Annotated in this window: 19 protein-coding genes; 18 read left to right on the top strand and 1 reads right to left on the bottom strand. The window is 46.6% G+C overall.

Annotated elements, in window-relative coordinates:
• The first annotated feature begins 37 nt into the window (after positions 1-37).
• The 18 genes from DP_RS15410 (at position 38) to hpsH (ending at position 16,300) form a co-directional block, all read left to right on the top strand.
• Positions 38-1,375 carry a 4Fe-4S dicluster domain-containing protein gene (locus DP_RS15410; protein WP_041278113.1) on the top strand — a complete coding sequence of 446 codons (1,338 nt, stop codon included), beginning with the start codon at positions 38-40 and terminating at the stop codon, positions 1,373-1,375.
• Between the two features lie 2 nt (positions 1,376-1,377).
• Positions 1,378-1,935: a BMC domain-containing protein gene (locus DP_RS15405; RefSeq protein ID WP_011190284.1), complete on the top strand. Its 558-nt coding sequence runs from the start codon at positions 1,378-1,380 to the stop codon at positions 1,933-1,935.
• A gap of 35 nt (positions 1,936-1,970) precedes the next feature.
• Positions 1,971-2,333 (top strand): BMC domain-containing protein, encoded by a 363-nt coding sequence (locus DP_RS15400; RefSeq protein ID WP_156792332.1) that lies wholly within the window; start codon positions 1,971-1,973, stop codon positions 2,331-2,333.
• A gap of 17 nt (positions 2,334-2,350) precedes the next feature.
• Positions 2,351-2,629 (top strand): BMC domain-containing protein, encoded by a 279-nt coding sequence (locus DP_RS15395; RefSeq protein WP_011190282.1) that lies wholly within the window; start codon positions 2,351-2,353, stop codon positions 2,627-2,629.
• A 47-nt stretch (positions 2,630-2,676) separates the two neighbouring features.
• A complete protein-coding gene (locus DP_RS15390; protein ID WP_041278112.1) occupies positions 2,677-2,964 on the top strand; it encodes a EutN/CcmL family microcompartment protein in 288 nt (95 codons plus the stop codon).
• A gap of 21 nt (positions 2,965-2,985) precedes the next feature.
• Positions 2,986-4,413 (top strand): aldehyde dehydrogenase family protein, encoded by a 1,428-nt coding sequence (locus DP_RS15385; protein ID WP_011190280.1) that lies wholly within the window; start codon positions 2,986-2,988, stop codon positions 4,411-4,413.
• Position 4,414: 1 nt separating this feature from the next.
• A complete protein-coding gene (gene eutJ, locus DP_RS15380) occupies positions 4,415-5,230 on the top strand; it encodes an ethanolamine utilization protein EutJ (protein WP_041278111.1) in 816 nt (271 codons plus the stop codon).
• 537 nt (positions 5,231-5,767) lie between these two features.
• Positions 5,768-6,592 (top strand): cupin domain-containing protein, encoded by an 825-nt coding sequence (locus DP_RS15370; RefSeq protein WP_011190277.1) that lies wholly within the window; start codon positions 5,768-5,770, stop codon positions 6,590-6,592.
• Between the two features lie 9 nt (positions 6,593-6,601).
• On the top strand, positions 6,602-7,582 hold the full coding sequence (locus DP_RS15365; protein ID WP_011190276.1) for a phosphate acetyltransferase: 981 nt from the start codon (positions 6,602-6,604) through the stop codon (positions 7,580-7,582).
• Between the two features lie 59 nt (positions 7,583-7,641).
• A complete protein-coding gene (eutM, locus tag DP_RS15360) occupies positions 7,642-7,920 on the top strand; it encodes an ethanolamine utilization microcompartment protein EutM (protein WP_011190275.1) in 279 nt (92 codons plus the stop codon).
• A gap of 45 nt (positions 7,921-7,965) precedes the next feature.
• Positions 7,966-9,303, top strand: coding sequence for a 4Fe-4S dicluster domain-containing protein (locus DP_RS15355; protein ID WP_041278109.1), 1,338 nt, complete (start codon positions 7,966-7,968; stop codon positions 9,301-9,303).
• A gap of 2 nt (positions 9,304-9,305) precedes the next feature.
• Complete coding sequence (locus tag DP_RS15350; protein WP_011190273.1) at positions 9,306-9,863, top strand: BMC domain-containing protein; 558 nt, start codon at positions 9,306-9,308, stop codon at positions 9,861-9,863.
• 45 nt (positions 9,864-9,908) lie between these two features.
• Complete coding sequence (locus tag DP_RS15345; RefSeq protein ID WP_011190272.1) at positions 9,909-10,274, top strand: BMC domain-containing protein; 366 nt, start codon at positions 9,909-9,911, stop codon at positions 10,272-10,274.
• An 18-nt stretch (positions 10,275-10,292) separates the two neighbouring features.
• Entirely contained in the window at positions 10,293-10,571 is a 279-nt protein-coding gene (locus DP_RS15340; protein ID WP_011190271.1) for a BMC domain-containing protein, read from the top strand.
• A 44-nt stretch (positions 10,572-10,615) separates the two neighbouring features.
• On the top strand, positions 10,616-10,906 hold the full coding sequence (locus DP_RS15335) for a EutN/CcmL family microcompartment protein (RefSeq protein WP_011190270.1): 291 nt from the start codon (positions 10,616-10,618) through the stop codon (positions 10,904-10,906).
• A 27-nt stretch (positions 10,907-10,933) separates the two neighbouring features.
• A complete protein-coding gene (locus DP_RS15330; RefSeq protein WP_083819022.1) occupies positions 10,934-12,355 on the top strand; it encodes an aldehyde dehydrogenase family protein in 1,422 nt (473 codons plus the stop codon).
• A 409-nt stretch (positions 12,356-12,764) separates the two neighbouring features.
• Entirely contained in the window at positions 12,765-15,251 is a 2,487-nt protein-coding gene (gene hpsG / locus DP_RS15325; protein WP_011190268.1) for a (2S)-3-sulfopropanediol dehydratase, read from the top strand.
• A 110-nt stretch (positions 15,252-15,361) separates the two neighbouring features.
• The gene (gene hpsH / locus DP_RS15320; RefSeq protein ID WP_041278107.1) at positions 15,362-16,300 is read left to right on the top strand and encodes a (2S)-3-sulfopropanediol dehydratase activating enzyme; all 939 of its coding nucleotides are present in this window, start codon (positions 15,362-15,364) and stop codon (positions 16,298-16,300) included.
• A gap of 282 nt (positions 16,301-16,582) precedes the next feature.
• Here hpsH and DP_RS15315 read toward each other — a convergent pair whose 3' ends face one another.
• Entirely contained in the window at positions 16,583-17,530 is a 948-nt protein-coding gene (locus DP_RS15315) for a radical SAM protein (RefSeq protein WP_041278106.1), read from the bottom strand.
• Between the last annotated feature and the right edge of the window lie 129 nt (positions 17,531-17,659).

Below are 17,659 nucleotides of genomic sequence, written 5' to 3'. Positions count from 1 at the left end.
TTTTTTGTAGCTCTCTAGCGACCCCAAAGAGATGATCATGAATAAAGATAGTCTTCTTCGCTCGATACTGGATGCCGGTATTGTGGGCGAGGGCGGAGCAGGTTTTCCCGCCCATGTTAAATATGACACGCAGGTGGATACAGTTATAGCCAACGGTTGTGAGTGTGAGCCACTGTTGCATACTGATCAACATATTATGCGTACCCGTGCAGCGGATATTGTTGTTGCGATGCAGGCCATCGTCTCCGTTACGGGAGCTACCCGCGGTGTTATCGGTATAAAGAGTAAGTATACCGAGATAGCAAAAATATTTGCGGACTGTATAGAAGGAACAGGCCTGGAGCTTGCCCAATTGGATAACTTTTATCCAGCAGGTGATGAGCAGGCTTTGGTTTACGAGGTAACTGGAAAGACCATTCCGCCTCTTGGTCTACCTAAAGATGTTGGTGCAGTTGTTGCCAATGTGGGCACTTTGGCTGAGGTAGCTGCAGCCATTAAGGGAACACCCTTAACTCATAAGATTGTTACCGTAACCGGTGATGTTGGCTCTCCTGCTGTTATTCGTGTGCCTTTGGGAACTAAGATGAGCGAGTGTCTTGCTCATTGTGGTGGCTCAACTGTCGCCGATCCTATATACATTCTTGGTGGCCCTATGATGGGTCGCATGGTGGATTCCGAAGAGGACTTTGCCACTAAGATGGTGACTAAGACCACCGGTGGACTCATTGTTCTGCCCCGAGGTCATTATCTGCATGTGATGGCCAGTCGTGATATCCATACCATGGAACGTCAGGCTGCCAGTACCTGTATTCAGTGTCGCCTCTGTACCGATCTTTGTCCGCGCTATCTTATAGGTCAGGATTTTCAAACCCATAAGGTGATGCGTGCCTTTGCTGCGGGTGGATTGAATGGTGCTGGCCTTGAACAGGCTTTTCTCTGTTGTGAATGTGGCGTCTGTGAAATGTTTAGCTGTCCCATGGGCCTTTCTCCTCGTCGTATCAATGCTGCCATTAGAGCAAAAATGCGTCAGGAAAGGATTCCTTACGAGGGCTCTCGAGCAGTGATTCCTGCCCAATCAGACATGCGCCCTTATCGTAAGGTGCCAGTGCCTCGTTTGGCTTTGAAGATTGGTATAGATCGTTTTATGGATCTTCATCCTGCCTTCACCGGTGATTATATTCCTGCTGAGGTGCGTATTCCGCTTCATCAGCATATCGGTGCACCATCTGTGGCTCAGGTCAAAAAAGGTGATGTTGTCAAGGTGGGTCAGTTGATTGGTGCAGTGCCTAAGGGAGCCTTGGGTGCAAAAATTCATGCCTCTATTGCAGGTACTGTAATGGAAGTAGGTAATGAAGTAGTGATTAAAGGAGCGTAGTCATGACAGCTTATATTCAGTCAGTTGGAATGATAGAATTTACCAGCATTGCAGCCGGTATTGAAGCCGCAGATCGTATGATGAAGGCCTCCAGTGTAGAGATTTTGATGATGAAGACCATCTGTCCTGGTAAGTTTCTTGCAGCGGTACACGGTGACGTGGCTGCGGTTCAGGCTTCCGTGGCTGCTGGTATTGACGGTGCCGATGGCGCCGTAGCGGATCATTTCGTAATTCCTAGCATTGACCAATCCGTTATTTCTGCAATGTCCGGTATTGCCGGTAAACCACAGGGTTGTTCTCTTGGTATTATAGAGACTTTTTCTGCATCCTCTGCAATTGTGGCCGCAGATCGTGCCGCGAAGACTGCCGAGGTAGATATTGCCGAAGTACGTATTGCCATGGGTCTTGGTGGTAAGGCTTTTTGTCTTCTCACCGGTGATGTGGCTGCAGTCAGTATGGCAACCCAGGCAGCAGCTGATGCCTGTGCCGAGACTGCAATGCTTGTCCGTTCTGTTGTGATTCCAAGTGTTACTCCAGAGGTTATGAGTAGTATATTGTAGGTGCGGGCTAACCAATTAAAAGAGGTAAGATGAGCATGGATGGTTCTATAGGTTTTGTTGAAGTTGTTGGTCTGGTTGCCGCCATTGAAGTTGCTGATGCTATGGCTAAGGCTGCTCGCGTGTCTGTGAAGACCATAACCACGGATGCAGCAGGTGGTGTAACCGTTATCTGTGAGGGTGATCTTGCCGCAGTTGGCGCAGCCGTAGATGCCGGTAAGGCAGCTGGCTCTCGCTTGGGTGAATGTGTCGGTACCAACGTTATTGGCCGTCCAGATGAAAGCCTTGAAGCTCTTTTGACCGATAAAATTGGTTCTGTTTTTGCAGAGGAAAAGGCAGCTGCCGCTATTGCGGCAGCTAAGCCCGCGAAAGAATTGGCTTCTAAGGCAGTCAAAAAATAGAAAACAGAGGACATAGTATGGATGCTCTTGGAATATTAGAGGCAAAAGGTATTACCGGCCTTATAGAGGCAGCAGATGTTATGACCAAGGCGGCTCAGGTAGAGTTGGTGAGTTACGAGCGTATTGGTGGTGGTTATGTCTGTGTGCTTATTCGTGGCGATGTCGCTGCCTGTAAGGCTGCAATAGATGCGGGCGCTGCAGCCGCAAAACGTATGGGTAAGCTTATTGCCGCCCATGTTATTCCTCGTCCTCATCAGGACCTTGAGGAAATTTTTCCAATTAAATTGAATAAATAATTAAATCACGCAGTCTGTGAAGTAATGTGTGGTTGGGGAGAAAGAGTATGGAATTGGCAAGAGTAAGAGGTCAGGTAGTTGCTACCATTCGTGATCCTAAGGTTCCCCATACAAGCTTGCTTCTTGTTGACTTCATTCGCGCTGATGGTGTGGTAAGACGCGAGGGACATGTGGCTGCAGATACTCTCGGTGCCGGAGAGGGCGAGTATGTCCTCCTGGTGCGGGGAAGTGGTGCCGCGCTTGTGGTGGGCGGAGGGAAGCCACCGATTGACCTGAGCGTTGTTGCCATTGTTGACCAGATCAGTGCTCTGAATGAAGTGATTTATAGTAAATAAAATTAGAGAGTGGGGTAAGAGATGTCTATTGGCCGCGAACAAATTGAGTCTATTGTCGCAGAGGTTATTTCTCAAATAGGTAATGTTCAGCAGGGTGCTCCTGTTTTGTCTGGCTCGGCAGCAGGTGATTGGGGTGTCTTTGATGAGTTGGATGATGCCGTTGCGGCAGCTAAGGCGGCTTGCAAGCTTATTGATACTGTTGCTATGCGTACCCGTGTCGTTGAGGTAATGCGTCGTGCCGCCCGGATGAATGCACGTCCCCTTGCTGAGAAGGCTGTTGCAGAAACGGGCATGGGCAATATAGAAGATAAGGTGTTGAAAACACTGCTTGTGGCCAACAGCACTCCGGGTCCTGAGATTCTTCAGCCCACGGCAATTACCGGTGATGATGGCTTTACCCTTATAGAGAATGCTCCTTGGGGTGTTATTGCCTCGGTTACTCCCTCTACCAATCCTGGATCAACTGTTATTAATAACGGTATCAGTATGATCTCAGGTGGTAATGCAGTTGTCTTTGCTCCGCATCCTGCCGCAAAGCGCATCACTCAAGAGGCTATTAAGCTCATGAATAAGGCTATTGCAGAGGAGACTGGTATTAATAACCTGCTCGTTTGCATTAAAGAGCCATCTCTTGATGCGGCCCAACGTCTCTTTACCTATCCGGGAATTAATCTTCTCACCGTAACCGGTGGTGAAGCCGTTGTTAAGGCTGCTCGTAAGGTCACCGATAAGCGTCTTATTGCCGCAGGTGCTGGTAATCCTCCCGTTGTGGTTGATGAGACAGCGGATCTTGCCCGTGCTGCTGAAAGTATTTATATCGGTGCCTCCTTTGATAACAACCTCATCTGCGCCAACGAGAAAGAGATTATTGTTGTTGAGTCTGTAGCGGATCAGTTTAAGCGTGAGTTTGTCGCCGCTGGTGCCTTTGAAATTTCTCTTGAGCAGGCAGAGGCCATTGGTAAGACCGTTCTTCTTGATTACGGTACCGATAAGTGTCGTGCTAATCCTAAATGGGTTGGCCGTGATGCCTATAAGCTTGCAGAGCTTATCGGAGTAACCATTCCTGCTGGTTGTAAACTTCTCTTTGTTGACGTAAAAGGTGACGCCCGTCATCCTTTTGCTGTAACCGAGCAGATGATGCCGCTTATTCCTGTTGTTCGTGCCCGTAACTTTGATCAAGCTCTTGAGTGGGCTCTTATGCTTGAACGCGGTTTGAGTCATACCGCTGGTCTGCACTCCACCAATATTCACAATATGGAGAGAATGGCCAAGGCCGTTAATACCAGTCTCTTTGTGAAAAATGGTCCCCATATTGCCGGACTTGGTGCAGGCGGTGAAGGTTGGACTTCCATGACTATCTCCACTCCAACCGGTGAAGGTGTTACTAACGCAGCGACCTTTGTTCGTCTTCGTCGCTGTGCCCTTGTCGGCAGCTTTAGGATTGTCTAGTATGGCTATTTCATGGGAACTCGCCTGCGAAAGGCTCGACCGTGCTGCGGCAATGATTAATGATACCGAAGCAGTTGAAGTAGAGGGGCCAATTCACGTTGGTATTGATTTAGGTACAGCCGATGTTGTCTTGATGGCCATTGATGCCGAGGGCGAACCTGTTGCCGTTTTCCTGGAATGGGCAGAGGTGGTACGTGATGGCGTGGTTGTCGATTATGTCGGCGCTATTGATATTGTCCGTCGCTTTATCAAGCAGGCCGAAGAGCGTCTTGGCTGTGAAATCACCCAAGCCTCGACATCTTTTCCTCCGGGAACAGATGCGCGCCTCTCGATAAATATCTTGGAATCTGTGGGGCTTGAGGTCACCTATGTAGAGGATGAGCCAAGCTGTGTTGCTCATCTTCTTGATCTGAATAAGGCCGCCATTGTTGATATTGGTGGTGGTACCACCGGTACTGCTGTGGTGAGGAATAGTCAGGTGGTTTTTAGTGATGACGAGCCTACGGGCGGTAAGCATCTTTCTCTGACCATTGCCGGTTACTATGATATCTCTATAGAAGAGGCAGAGCAGCGTAAACGCAAGGCCGCTGAATTTAATATTCTCAGTATTGTCCGTCCAACCTTGGAACGGGTGACTGATATTGTGGCAGATCATATAAGGGGTCAGGAGGTGGAGACTATTTTGCTCTCTGGCGGTACCTGTTGTTTGCCCGGGGTTGTAGGGGTCTTTGAGAAGGAGTTGAAGTTGCCTATTCAGCTACCGACCCAGCCTCTTATGCTTACTCCATTTTCCATAGCGTCGCTGAATTTACGTTAGCATTTTGCAGATTATGGGGGAGCTGTTTAGGGCCATCGGGGATTCTTCGGTGGCTCTTTTTGATGCAAAAACGCAACCCGTGTTGCCTGTGAGCCGGAGCATCGTGTTAAGGCGTTAGAACTACATGTTAATGCCTTGCTCTTTTAGCTGGTTATTCAGGAGACTACTTGTCTTTTTGTGCGAAAATGCAACTTTTGGCCATTGTTTCTTGGCCTTTGTCTCTCTCTTTTCCTGAAAAAAAAGGATTTGCCTGATATTTTTTTTAAGGATGGCTTGGTTTTCCCTATGGAAATAGGATTTTTTTTCGCTAACAACAAAAAAAAAGAGAACATGTGTTTTTTTTGCACGAATTTTGCTAGAAGAGGATAGAGTTTTTTCATTTTGGAATGCTGTCGCTCGGTTAAACGTCTCTTTTTATGAGCTGTTCTGGATGAAAAGTTATTGTAATAATTTGTTATTTTTCAAATTGATGGTCTTTGCCTCTCAGCTTTTAAGAGGGAAGGACTCTATAAGATATAAAACAGTAGGAGGAAGTGCATGGGAAAGCGGATTATAACCGAAGCCGATATTAATGGGGCCCTCAAGAGTGGGAAGAAGTCGATCCTATGCCCGCCTCAAGAGTGTATTATTACCCCTCAAGCAGTTGATAAGGCCTTGGAGTTAGGTTTGAAAATACTCCAGGTTGAAGAGAAGAAGGTTGTGGTTGAGGCCTGTCCTCTTACCAGTACTCCTGCTCCGGCTGCCCCAGTTGCTCCGGCGGCCCCAGCTGTTCCAGTAAAACCTGCTGCTCCTGTAGCGCCAGTGGCTTTTGCTGCTCCTGCCATAGTTACTCCAACTGCTCCAGTGAACACCTCAGGCGAGGCCGATGTCCTGATTTCTGAAGTCTGTGAAATCCTGAAAAAGCGCCTTCCGGGTGTGTTGACCGATGAGGCTCTTGAGAGTCTTGTGCGTAGGGTAGTAACGGAAAGACTTGCTCAGCCTGATGTTTCTGTCTCTCTGGTAGCAGAGAATGCCTCTTCTTCCTGTGGTGGTATCTGTGTGGTTGAGGGCGATCGCCTTCTTAAGGCAAATGCCGGTGCTCCTGTAGCTGTAGCAGAACAGGTGTTTATTGCCGATGCCCTGGGCGAATGTGCTGGCGCTCAACTTGCCGGTGGTTATATGGAGTGGGAGAAGGCATCTTTCAAGCGTACCGTGGAATGTCCAGAGGTAGGTGTTGTTGTTGCAGGTGAGTTACATCTTGATATTTGTGGAAAAACCTTGGTGGCTAAGGTTGGCGATATGGTTTATTTCCCCGAAGGTGTAGATGTAACCTATAGTACTCCCACTTCTGTACGTATTGCGTGCATCAACAACGTTGCTTAGGAGATAAGTGTGAGCATATTAGAACGTTGTAAAGATGTATGTCGTAAAGCGCCTAAGACAATTGTCTTTCCTGATTGCCTCGATAAGAGAGTTTTTGAGGCGGCTGGTCGTCTTCAGGCAGAAGGGCTTGCTCATCCAGTATTTATGGGTTCTCCGTTTGCTGTTCGCGCTAAGATGCGGGAGGCAAAATGTTCAAGTCGTGGGGTGACCGTGGTTGACCATACCAGTCCCTCTCTGCTTGAAAAAAATGCCAATGAATTTATTGCAATTCGTGAGGCAAAGGGTAAAAAGCTGAGCATGGATGATGCCGTAAAGGCCATGAGATGTCCCCTTGCCGGTGCAGCTATGATGGTGCGTCGTGAGGAGGTTAATCTGGGTGTTTCCGGTAATATATCTTCGACTGGTAATGTTATTCGTGCAGGTTTGCAGTTTCTGCCCAAGCAGCAGGGTATGAAAACCATCTCCAGCTTCTTTTTTATGATAGCACCGGAAGGCGGAAAAGATTATATCTTTGCCGATTGTGGTGTAGTGCCAGTGCCCAATGAAAATACTTTGGCTGATATAGCCATATCATCGGCGGATAAGGCGCGCAAGTTACTCGGTGAAGAACCTCGGGTGGCCATGCTCTCTTTTTCTACTAAGGGTAGCGCCAATCATGAGCGGGCAATTTTTGTTCGTGATACCGTTGAGCAAATTCGTAAGCGCGCTCCTGATATGTTGGTTGACGGTGAGCTACAACTCGATGCAGCTATCGTCCCAAGTGTTGCTGCCCAAAAGGCTCCCGGTAGTGTAGTTGAAGGAATGGCAAATGTGCTTATCTTTCCTTCTCTTGAAGCAGGTAATATTGGCTATAAGCTCGCTCAGCGTTTGGGTGGGTATACAGCTCTTGGCCCGCTTCTTCAGGGTTTTGCTGCAGGTTGGCATGATCTTTCCCGTGGTTGTACTGCGGATGATATATATAAGGTTGCCGTTGTAGGTCAGTGCCTATAAACGGATGTTGGTAAAATAGAGTAAAACTTTTTTCGTTACACGAAACTTGGAGGAATACAATGGATTCATTAGGAATGATTGAAACTAAAGGCTTGACCGCACTCATCGAAGCTTCAGATGCAATGGTAAAAGCTGCTCGCGTACAACTGGTAGGTTACAAGCAAATTGGTGCTGGTCTCGTAACTGCGATTGTTCGTGGTGATGTGGCAGCATGTAAGGCCGCTACCGATGCAGGTGCAGCAGCAGCAGCACGTATTGGCGAGGTAGTAGCTGTGCACGTTATTCCACGTCCACATGGTGATTTGGAAGAAGTCTTCCCTTTCAAACGTGACAAGTAACAGCCGTTTTTTTTGTAGCTCTCTAGCGAACTTAAAGAGATGATCATGAATAAAGATAGTCTTCTTCGCTCGATACTGGATGCCGGTATTGTGGGCGAGGGCGGAGCAGGTTTTCCCGCCCATGTAAAATATGATACGCAGGTGGATACAGTTATAGCCAACGGTTGTGAGTGTGAGCCACTGTTGCATACTGATCAACATATTATGCGAACCCGCGCAGCGGATATCGTTGTCGCGATGCAGGCCATCGTCTCCGTTACGGGAGCTACACGCGGTGTTATCGGTATAAAACGTAAATATACCGAAATAGCAAAAATATTTGCTGACTGTATAGAGGGGACAGGTTTAGAGCTTGTTCAGTTGGATAACTTTTATCCAGCAGGTGATGAGCAGACCCTAGTCTACGAGGTAACCGGAAAAACCATTCCGCCTCTTGGTTTGCCTAAGGATGTTGGCGCTGTTGTTGCCAATGTGGGTACTCTTGCCGGAGTAGCCGACGCCATGAAAGGTACGCCAGTTACTCATAAAATTGTTACTGTAACCGGTAATGTAGGTAGCCCTGCTGTTATTCGTGTGCCTCTTGGCACCAAGTTGAGTGAGTGTCTTGCTCACTGCGGCGGCGCAACCATTGCTGATCCTGTTTACATTCTTGGTGGGCCAATGATGGGTCGCATGGTCGACTCAGCAGAGGAATTTGCCGCCAAGGTAGTCACTAAGACCACCGGTGGTCTTATTATTTTGCCACGGGGTCATTATCTACATACCATGGCCAGCCGTGATCTGCAGAGCATGCAGCGCCAGGCTGCCACTGCCTGTATTCAGTGTCGCCTTTGTACCGAGCTCTGTCCCCGTTATCTTATAGGTCAGGATTTTCAGACCCATAAGGTGATGCGTGCCTTTGGTGGTGGTGGAGATGTCGCCCTTGGTGCCATGCAGGCAGCTCTCTGTTGTGAGTGTGGTGTTTGTGAGTTGTTTAGTTGTCCCATGGGCCTTTCTCCTCGTCGTATTAACGCAGCTCTAAAGGCTCGTTTTCGCGAAAACAAGGTGCCCTATGAGGGATCTCGTGAGGTTATTCCCGCCCAGTCTAAGGTTCGTCCTTACCGTAAGGTGCCTGTGCCTCGTTTGGCCCTGAAGATTGGTATTGATAAGTTCATGAATATTCATCCTGATTTTACCGGTGACTATACTCCTGCTGAGGTGCGTATTCCACTTAATCAGCATATCGGTGCACCAGCAGTGGCCCAGGTTAAGGCAGGTGATTTTGTTCAGGTGGGTCAGTTGGTTGGTGCAGTGCCTCAAGGTGCCTTAGGTGCTACAGTTCACGCCTCTATCGCAGGCACTGTGGTAGAAGTAGGTAATGAAATAGTGATTAAAGGAGTGTAGTCATGACAACTTATATACAATCAGTTGGAATGATTGAATTTAGTAGTATTGCAGCTGGTATTGAGGCTGCAGATAGGATGATGAAGGCCTCTAGCGTAGAGATCTTGATGATGAAGACCATCTGTCCAGGTAAGTTTATTGCAGCTGTGCACGGTGACGTGGCAGCGGTTCAAGCTGCCGTGGCTGCAGGTATTGACGGTGCCGATGGTGCCGTGGCGGATCATTTTGTTATCCCGAGTATTGATCGATCCGTTATTGCTGCCATGTCTGGCATTGCAGGAAAACCACAGGGGCCTTCCCTGGGTATAATAGAGACTTTTTCCGCATCTTCAGCGATTGTAGCGGCAGATCGGGCAGCAAAGACCGCCGAGGTAGATATTGCCGAGGTACGTATTGCCATGGGTCTTGGTGGTAAGGCTTTTTGTCTTCTCACCGGTGATGTAGCAGCAGTAAGTATGGCAACCCAGGCAGCAGCTGATGCCTGTGCCGAGACTGCAATGCTTGTTCGTTCTGTTGTGATTCCAAGCGTTACGCCTGAAGTTATGCGTAGTATATTATAGGTGCTGACCCTCTGGTTATAACCAATAAAGAAAGGAAGCGTTAGTATGAATGGTTCTATAGGTTTTGTAGAAGTAATTGGTTTGGTTGCCGCCATTGAAGTAGCGGATGCTATGACTAAGGCTGCCCGTGTGTCTGTGAAGACCATAACCACGGATGCAGCAGGTGGTGTAACTGTTATCTGTGAGGGTGATCTTGGCGCAGTTGGAGCAGCTGTAGATGCAGGTAAGGCAGCTGGATCTCGTTTGGGTGAATGTGTTGCAACCAACGTTATTCCTCGTCCGGATGATAGTCTTGAGGTTCTGGTGAATGACAAGATAGGTTCTATCTTTGCAGAAGAAAAGGCGGCAGCAGCAGCGGCTAAGGTAGCAGCTAATGCGAAACGTCCTGCGACCAAAGCAACTAAAAAATAGAGAGAAGAGGAAACAGCAATGGATGCTCTTGGTATATTAGAAGCAAAAGGTATAACCGGTCTTGTAGATGCAGCAGACGTAATGACTAAGGCGGCTCAGGTAGAGTTGGTGAGTTATGAGCGTATTGGTGGCGGTTATGTCTGTGTGCTTATTCGTGGTGATGTTGCCGCGTGTAAAGCCGCAATTGATGCCGGTGCCGCAGCAGCAAAACGTATGGGCAAGCTTATTGCGGCCCATGTTATTCCTCGTCCCCATCAGGATCTTGAGGAAGTGTATCCAATTAGATTGAAAAAATAAGAAGGTAGATTGTCTAAGAAGCAGATTTATTTGAGGGAAATGGTATGGAGTTAGGAAGAGTGAAAGGTCAGGTCGTTGCAACTATTCGTGACCCTAGAGTCCCTCATGCAAGTTTGCTTCTTGTGGATCTTATTAATGCTGAAGGCGATATAATACGTTACGGTCAAGTGACGGTGGATACCCTTGGGGCTGGAGAGGGCGAGTATGTTCTTTTGGTTCGCGGGGGTGGCGCTGCGCCCCGTACAGCGACAGGAGAGAGATCTCCTGTTGATCTGAATGTTATTGCAATTGTTGATCAGATCACTGCTTCAGGTGGGAAACTTTACGCCAAATAAAATTAGATAGTGGAGTTAGAGATGTCTATAGGACAAGCACAAATTGAGTCTATTGTATCAGAAGTACTTGCTCAATTGAGCAAAGCGCAAAATGGTAGCCTTGTAGCCTCTGCCCCGGCAGCAGGCGATTGGGGTGTTTTTGATGAGCTTGATGATGCCGTAGCGGCAGCCAAAGTGGCTTACAAGCTTATTGATACCGTTGCTATGCGTAACCGTGTAGTAGATGTTATGCGTCGCGCTGCTCGCATGAATGCACGTCGTCTCTCTGAGATGGCTGTATCTGAGACTGGTATGGGTAATGTTGAAGATAAGGTTGCTAAGACCTTGCTTGTGGCTAACCGTACTCCAGGACCAGAGATTCTTCAGCCTACAGCAATTACCGGTGACGAGGGCTTTACCCTTATCGAGAATGCTCCTTGGGGTGTTATTGCCTCTGTTACTCCTTCTACTAACCCAGGATCTACCGTTATCAATAATGGTATCAGCATGATCTCTGGTGGTAACAGTGTTGTTTTTGCTCCTCATCCTGCAGCAAAACGTATTACTCAAGAAACCATCAAGATGATGAACAAGGCTATTGTAGAAGAGACAGGTGTTCATAACCTTCTCGTCTGTATCAAAGAGCCTTCTCTTGATGCGGCCCGACGTCTCTTTACCTACGAGGGAATTAATCTTCTTACCGTAACCGGTGGCGAGGCTGTTGTAGCTGCTGCTCGTAAGATTACCGATAAGCGCCTTATCGCAGCTGGTGCAGGTAATCCTCCTGTAGTAGTTGATGAGACCGCTGATCTTGCTCGTGCTGCTGAGAGCATTTATATTGGTGCCTCTTTTGATAACAACCTGATCTGTGCCAATGAAAAAGAGATCATTATTGTTGATTCTGTAGCGGATGAGTTCAAACGTGAGTTTACTGCTATCGGCGCATTTGAGATCTCTCTTGCCCAGGCAGAGACCATCGGTAAAACCGTTCTTCTTGACTACGGTACCGATAAGTGTCGTGCTAATCCTAAGTGGGTTGGTCGTGATGCTTATAAGCTTGCAGATCTTGCTGGAATCACCATTCCTAAGGGATGTAAACTTCTCTTCGTTGATGTGAAAGGCGATGCTCGTCATCCTTTCGCTGTAACCGAGCAGATGATGCCACTTATTCCCGTTGTTCGTGCCCGTAACTTTGACCAAGCTCTTGAGTGGGCTCTTATGCTTGAGCGTGGTTTGAGTCACACTGCTGGTATGCACTCTACCAATATTCATAACATGGAGAAAATGGCTAAGGCTGTGAATACCAGTCTCTTTGTTAAGAACGGACCGCATATTGCCGGACTTGGTGCAGGTGGTGAGGGTTGGACTTCCATGACCATCTCTACTCCAACCGGTGAAGGTGTAAGTAACGCGGCAACATTTGTTCGTCTTCGTCGTTGTGCCCTTGTAGGTAGCTTTAGAATTGTATAGTAAGTATATGTGATTTATCATAAATGAATCATAGCTGTTTAGGGGGGCCACGGGGTTTTTTTTCCGTGGCCCTCTTTTTTTTCATTATCCCTTCTCTCTTGGCCTGTGCAGCTGTGCAACAAAAGTGCCATGTTGCAAAAAAGCAACATTGGCTTTTTTTTGGCTAACTATCTGTATCAGCATATTTTATCGACATATTTTGTCTTGGCGTTGCAATCGTGCAAAGAGTACATGGCAATAATAACCATTATCAATAAGAAGAGAAATCTCTCTTCATTTTGTGTTTATACGCTATTTCAGCATCTTGAATTTTTTTTTGTAAATGGCACGCCTGTTGCTATATAAAAGGAAAAGGCGTTAGATCGCTAAAAGTGCAGCACCCCAATTAAAATAGATAAGGAGTTGGATTATGTCTGTAGAATGTTGTCGCTCTCCACATGAGCAAATGATCATGGACAAGGCCGCAGGAAAAGTAAACAAGTTCCGTGCAACCCACGAGCGTGTTTTCAAAATCCTTGATAAAATTGAAACTGCTAAGCCACAAATTGATATAGAGCGTGCTCTTTATTTCACCCAAGGTATGCAAGAGACAGAAGGTCAGCATCTTAACCTTCGTTGGGCAAAATCTCTTATGAAGTGTGCAGAGAACATGACTGTATACATCGATGACGATCAGCTTCTTGCCGGTCGTATCGGATACCAGGGACGTTATGGTGTTCTCTACCCAGAGCTTGATGGTGACTTTCTTGATACTGCGGTAGTTGATCTTCCTACCCGTGACAACTCTCCTTTCTCCATCTCTCAAGCAGATGCAGATATCGTTGTTAAAGAGATTGCTCCTTACTGGAAAGGTAAGACTTATCACGAGACTCTTGCTAAAACCCTTCCAGCAGACGTACACGCACTTACCTATGATGATCCAGATGGAATGGTTTCACGTTTCATCGTAAACGAGACCGCTTCTTTTCGTTCTTCTAATCAGTGGGTACATGACTTCGATAAAGTATTGAAGCGTGGTTTCGGTGGACTTCGTGACGAGTTTACAGTTCAGCTTGAAGCTCTTGACCCTCTCTCTCCTGGTGACAACGTAGACAAGAAGCCTTTCCTTCAGGCAGCTATTCTCGTATGTGAAGCTGTTATTGTTTGGGCTAAGCGTCACGCTGCACTTGCCATGGAACTTGCAGAGAAATGTGCTGATCCTGTTCGTAAGGCAGAACTTCTCAAGATGGCTGAGGTATGTAACCACGTACCTGAGCATCCAGCTCGTACCTTCTACGAAGCATGTCAATCTCAGTGGTTCACTCAGATGTTCTCTCGTCTTGAGCAGAAAACTGGTACCATTATCTCCAACGGTCGTATGGATCAGTACCTCTATCCATTCTACAAGCAAGATATTGAAGCTGGTATTCTCACCGATGACCAGGCTATTGAGTACGTTGAGCTTATGTATGTAGGTATGGCTCAGTATATCGATCTCTATATCTCCCCTACCGGTGGTGCTTTCAACGAAGGCTATGCTCATTGGGAAGCAGTAACCATCGGTGGTCAGACCCCAGATGGTCTTGATGCAACCAACGAGTTGACTTATCTCTTCCTTCGTTCTAAGCGTGAGTTCCCTCATCACTACCCTGATCTTGCTGCTCGTATTCACGCTCGTGCTCCTGAGCGTTTCCTTGCAGAAGTTGCAGAGACCATTAAAGAAGGTTCTGGTTTCCCTAAACTGATCAATGATGAGGAAGTAATTCCACTTCACCTTGCAAAAGGTGCTAAGTTCGAAGAGATTTACGACTATTCAGTATCTGGTTGTGCTGAGATTCGTATGCCAAACCGTGATACCTACACAGCTGGTGGTTGTTACATCAACTTTGTAGCTGCCCTTGAGTCTGTATTCTTCAACGGTAAAATGCTTAAGTTCGGTGATGCTCAACTTTCCATCGAGACTGGTGATGTAACCAAGATGGAGACCTGGGAAGAGTTCTGGAATGCTTACAAAGCTCAGCACATCAACTTCCTTAAGATTGCTTTCGAACAGCAGTACTATGTAATCAAGACCCGTGCTCGTCATTTTGCTGCACCTATGGGTTCTGCGCTTCATGATCTTGCCATGAAGCATTGCATTGATATTCACCAACCATATATTCCTGAGGGAATTGACCTTGGTTACTTTGAGTTCATGGGTGTTGGTACTCTTGTTGACTCAATGAGCGCAATCAAGAAGTTCGTATTCGAAGAGAAGAAAGTCACCATGACTGAAGTTCTTGAAGCTATGAAGAACAACTTCGAAGGCCAGGAAGATCTCCGTGCCCTTATGATGACTGCTCCATGTTTCGGTAATAACGATCCATATGCAGATTCAATTGCTCGTGATCTTGATCAGCTCTGTGTAGGTTATGCTGAGAAGTATCAGCGTGAGCTTGGCGTATTCCTTGATCTTCGTTATGTACCATTCACCTCCCACGTACCTTTTGGTAAAGTGGTATGTGCAACTCCTAACGGACGTTATGCAGGAACCTCTCTTTCCGATGGTTCTTCTGCTTCTCACGGTGCTGATAAGAACGGACCTACTGCGGTTCTTCTCTCTAACTACACCTCTAAAAACTTCAACCACCGTGAGCGTGCAGCTCGTCTTGTGAACATCAAGTTCACACCTAAGTGTGTTCAAGGTGAGGAAGGAACTCAGAAGTTGGTACATTTCATTCGTACCTTCTGTGATCTTCGTTTGTGGCACATTCAGTTCAACGTTGTTAACGCTGAGACCTTGAGACTTGCTCAAGAGAATCCAGAAGCATATCGTACCCTGATCGTTCGTATTGCAGGATATTCTGCTTACTTCTGTGATCTCTCTAAAGATCTTCAGAACGATCTGATCAGACGTACCGCTCACGAAAATATGTAGGTTTCGTAGCAAGTAGTTTGTAGCATGTGCTATGGTATGGAGATGGTCCCCGGATCATCTCCATATTTGCTTGTAGTATATTAATTTATATAAGGGGCCGGGTAAGCATCATGAGTTCACTTTTAGATAATAAAATAAAGGGCGTTGTTTTTAACGTTCAAAAATATTCCGTTCACGATGGCCCGGGCATCCGCACTGTTGCATTTTTAAAGGGATGTCCATTGCATTGTAAGTGGTGCTGTAATCCTGAATCGCAAAAACATAAGCCAGAGTTGGCCTATAACCCCAGTAAATGTTTAGGACTTGATAAATGTGTTCGTTGTACTGAGGTATGTACCGACGGTGCAATTGCCGAGGGAGCAGACGGTAAGGTTGTATTGCGTCGTGAATTTGTTAGCAATGAGCAAGCTTACGCCGATGCCTGTCCTTCTGGTGCCCTGAACATGTACGGTGAAGAGATGACTGTTAAGAAAGTAGTTGATCGTGTTGAAGAAGACGCTATCTTCTATGCTCGTTCAGGCGGTGGCATGACACTCTCTGGAGGAGAACCTTTTGCTCAAGCAGAGTTTGCCCTTGCCCTGTTGCGAGAAGCTCGTCACAGACGTATAAAGACTGCCGTTGAGACCTGTGGCGCTGCTAAATGGGAAAATATTGAGGCCTGTGTTCCCTATCTCAATACCATTATGTTTGATGTAAAGAGTCTTAACGAAGAGAAGCATAAAGAGTTTACTGGTGTGTCCAATAAGCTCCCGTTGGAAAATTTACGAAAAATTCGTGAAATGGCGCCAAGCGTTCCTATTCGTGCTCGAACTCCAATTATTCCAGGCTTTAATGATACTGAAGAAGATATTAAGGCAATTGTTGAATTTTTGGAAAGCCTTCCCGGAGATCCTGTAGAGTACGAGGTACTTGAGTATCATCGTATGGGCCAGCCAAAGTATGGTTATATTGGTCGTGATTACGAGTTGGTAGATGCGACGCTTGAGCCTGCTCTTTTTGATAAGCTGAAGCTGATTGCCGATGCTTACAAGGAAAGAAATTTTAAATAGCCTGCTGGGAAGATTGCTGTAAGGGATCTTCGGCTTCTTAAATAACAGGTAATGTATTTATAAAGGCTCCAGGATGCTTGCATTCTGGAGCCTTTTTTTGTTCTGATAATCGCCATCCCTTAGCAGTAGGCGCAAGAGATGGTCCGGCAGGATATTCTTAGACCAGCCCCATTCTGCCAATAGGCATGGCTTGATTATGGAGAACTTTTGGGCTGGGCGTAGATATCCTGTCTGATTGACTTGCCCCTCTATTTATCTCTACAAAATAGAAGGGCAACCCTGTTATTTGTTTTCCAGGGTGAGTTTTCTGAGGTAAAAACGTTCGTCGTTATACTCTGAGACAATAATCTTCTCTTCAGCTAACATTTTTTCAATGACAGAAAAGTCGCTACCCGCCTTGAGTAGATATTTTTCAATTGCCTCTTCACGCATAGGATGGACAGAGGTGATGCTCAGGAGGTCATCCTCTACATTACCGGTGTAGGCAAATTCGTCTCCCTCGTAGCCAATAAGGTATTCGCTGTTCAGACCGTGGTTTTTGAAGGTCTGGTAAGCCCTGTTGATCTCCTGCTCATCGGGGGCCTTTACCCATGTCATTGCCGGTGGTCTGGTAGGGATACTCAAATAGGATATTGCCGGCTTAAGCTCACAGATAAATTGAGCAACCTCTTCTGTATCGCAGTTGAGATCTTTTACCAGCATTGTCTCAGTGACAAGCTTTCCCTTGTACTCTTGGGCAAAGGCTCTGATACCATCCAGCATTGCCGAAAATGATATTTTCTTGTGAGGTCTGTCTATTTTTCGCCAAATTTTTTCATCGAGAGTATCAACCTTAACAGAAACCCAGTCAGCCTTAGCCAGATCTTTCCTGACCTGAACATTATCGAGCAGTGTTGAGTTGCTAATTACTGCAATCTTATATCCCAGTGGTTTGAGCAGATCAATTAATAATCCCAGATTATTATCCAGGGTAGGTTCACCATCGGCTACAATTGTCAGATAATCAATAGCTTCATTATTGGCCTTGGCGTTTGCGACCTTCTCCTTTACCTCTAGCAGCAGATCATTTGGATCATAATAATTCTGTCTGTCACCTACCATTTTTAGCGATATACCCAATTGGCAGTATACACAGGAATAACTGCATATTTTGGGTGGGATATTGTTTACACCGACACTCTTGCCTAGTCGTCTTGATGGCACCGGGCCAAATACTCTTGTTGCATCCATACCTTGTAACCTCTGTTTAAACTTTAGCATTACATATTGTCTTAAAAGTAGAGAGATAAGATCGTTTCTTCCCATACCTTGCCTGAATAACAGAGCGTTTCTTTTCTGCTTCTGGCATTTTAGCCCGGC

It is taken from the genome of Desulfotalea psychrophila LSv54, assembly GCF_000025945.1.
Lineage (GTDB): Bacteria > Desulfobacterota > Desulfobulbia > Desulfobulbales > Desulfocapsaceae > Desulfotalea > Desulfotalea psychrophila.
This window is presented reverse-complemented; position numbering and strand designations above follow the sequence as displayed.

What these genes read in the sequence shown, in the direction of transcription:
- hpsH (WP_041278107.1), top strand. Translation starts at nt 15,362, where the DNA reads ATGAGTTCACTTTTAGATAATAAAATAAAGGGCGTTGTTTTTAACGTT.
- DP_RS15335 (WP_011190270.1), top strand. Translation starts at nt 10,616, where the DNA reads ATGGAGTTAGGAAGAGTGAAAGGTCAGGTCGTTGCAACTATTCGTGAC.
- eutM (WP_011190275.1), top strand. Translation starts at nt 7,642, where the DNA reads ATGGATTCATTAGGAATGATTGAAACTAAAGGCTTGACCGCACTCATC.
- DP_RS15410 (WP_041278113.1), top strand. Translation starts at nt 38, where the DNA reads ATGAATAAAGATAGTCTTCTTCGCTCGATACTGGATGCCGGTATTGTG.
- DP_RS15340 (WP_011190271.1), top strand. Translation starts at nt 10,293, where the DNA reads ATGGATGCTCTTGGTATATTAGAAGCAAAAGGTATAACCGGTCTTGTA.
- DP_RS15350 (WP_011190273.1), top strand. Translation starts at nt 9,306, where the DNA reads ATGACAACTTATATACAATCAGTTGGAATGATTGAATTTAGTAGTATT.
- DP_RS15355 (WP_041278109.1), top strand. Translation starts at nt 7,966, where the DNA reads ATGAATAAAGATAGTCTTCTTCGCTCGATACTGGATGCCGGTATTGTG.
- DP_RS15395 (WP_011190282.1), top strand. Translation starts at nt 2,351, where the DNA reads ATGGATGCTCTTGGAATATTAGAGGCAAAAGGTATTACCGGCCTTATA.
- DP_RS15405 (WP_011190284.1), top strand. Translation starts at nt 1,378, where the DNA reads ATGACAGCTTATATTCAGTCAGTTGGAATGATAGAATTTACCAGCATT.
- DP_RS15385 (WP_011190280.1), top strand. Translation starts at nt 2,986, where the DNA reads ATGTCTATTGGCCGCGAACAAATTGAGTCTATTGTCGCAGAGGTTATT.
- DP_RS15315 (WP_041278106.1), bottom strand. Translation starts at nt 17,530, where the DNA reads ATGGATGCAACAAGAGTATTTGGCCCGGTGCCATCAAGACGACTAGGC.
- DP_RS15345 (WP_011190272.1), top strand. Translation starts at nt 9,909, where the DNA reads ATGAATGGTTCTATAGGTTTTGTAGAAGTAATTGGTTTGGTTGCCGCC.
- DP_RS15390 (WP_041278112.1), top strand. Translation starts at nt 2,677, where the DNA reads ATGGAATTGGCAAGAGTAAGAGGTCAGGTAGTTGCTACCATTCGTGAT.
- DP_RS15400 (WP_156792332.1), top strand. Translation starts at nt 1,971, where the DNA reads ATGGATGGTTCTATAGGTTTTGTTGAAGTTGTTGGTCTGGTTGCCGCC.
- DP_RS15370 (WP_011190277.1), top strand. Translation starts at nt 5,768, where the DNA reads ATGGGAAAGCGGATTATAACCGAAGCCGATATTAATGGGGCCCTCAAG.
- hpsG (WP_011190268.1), top strand. Translation starts at nt 12,765, where the DNA reads ATGTCTGTAGAATGTTGTCGCTCTCCACATGAGCAAATGATCATGGAC.
- eutJ (WP_041278111.1), top strand. Translation starts at nt 4,415, where the DNA reads ATGGCTATTTCATGGGAACTCGCCTGCGAAAGGCTCGACCGTGCTGCG.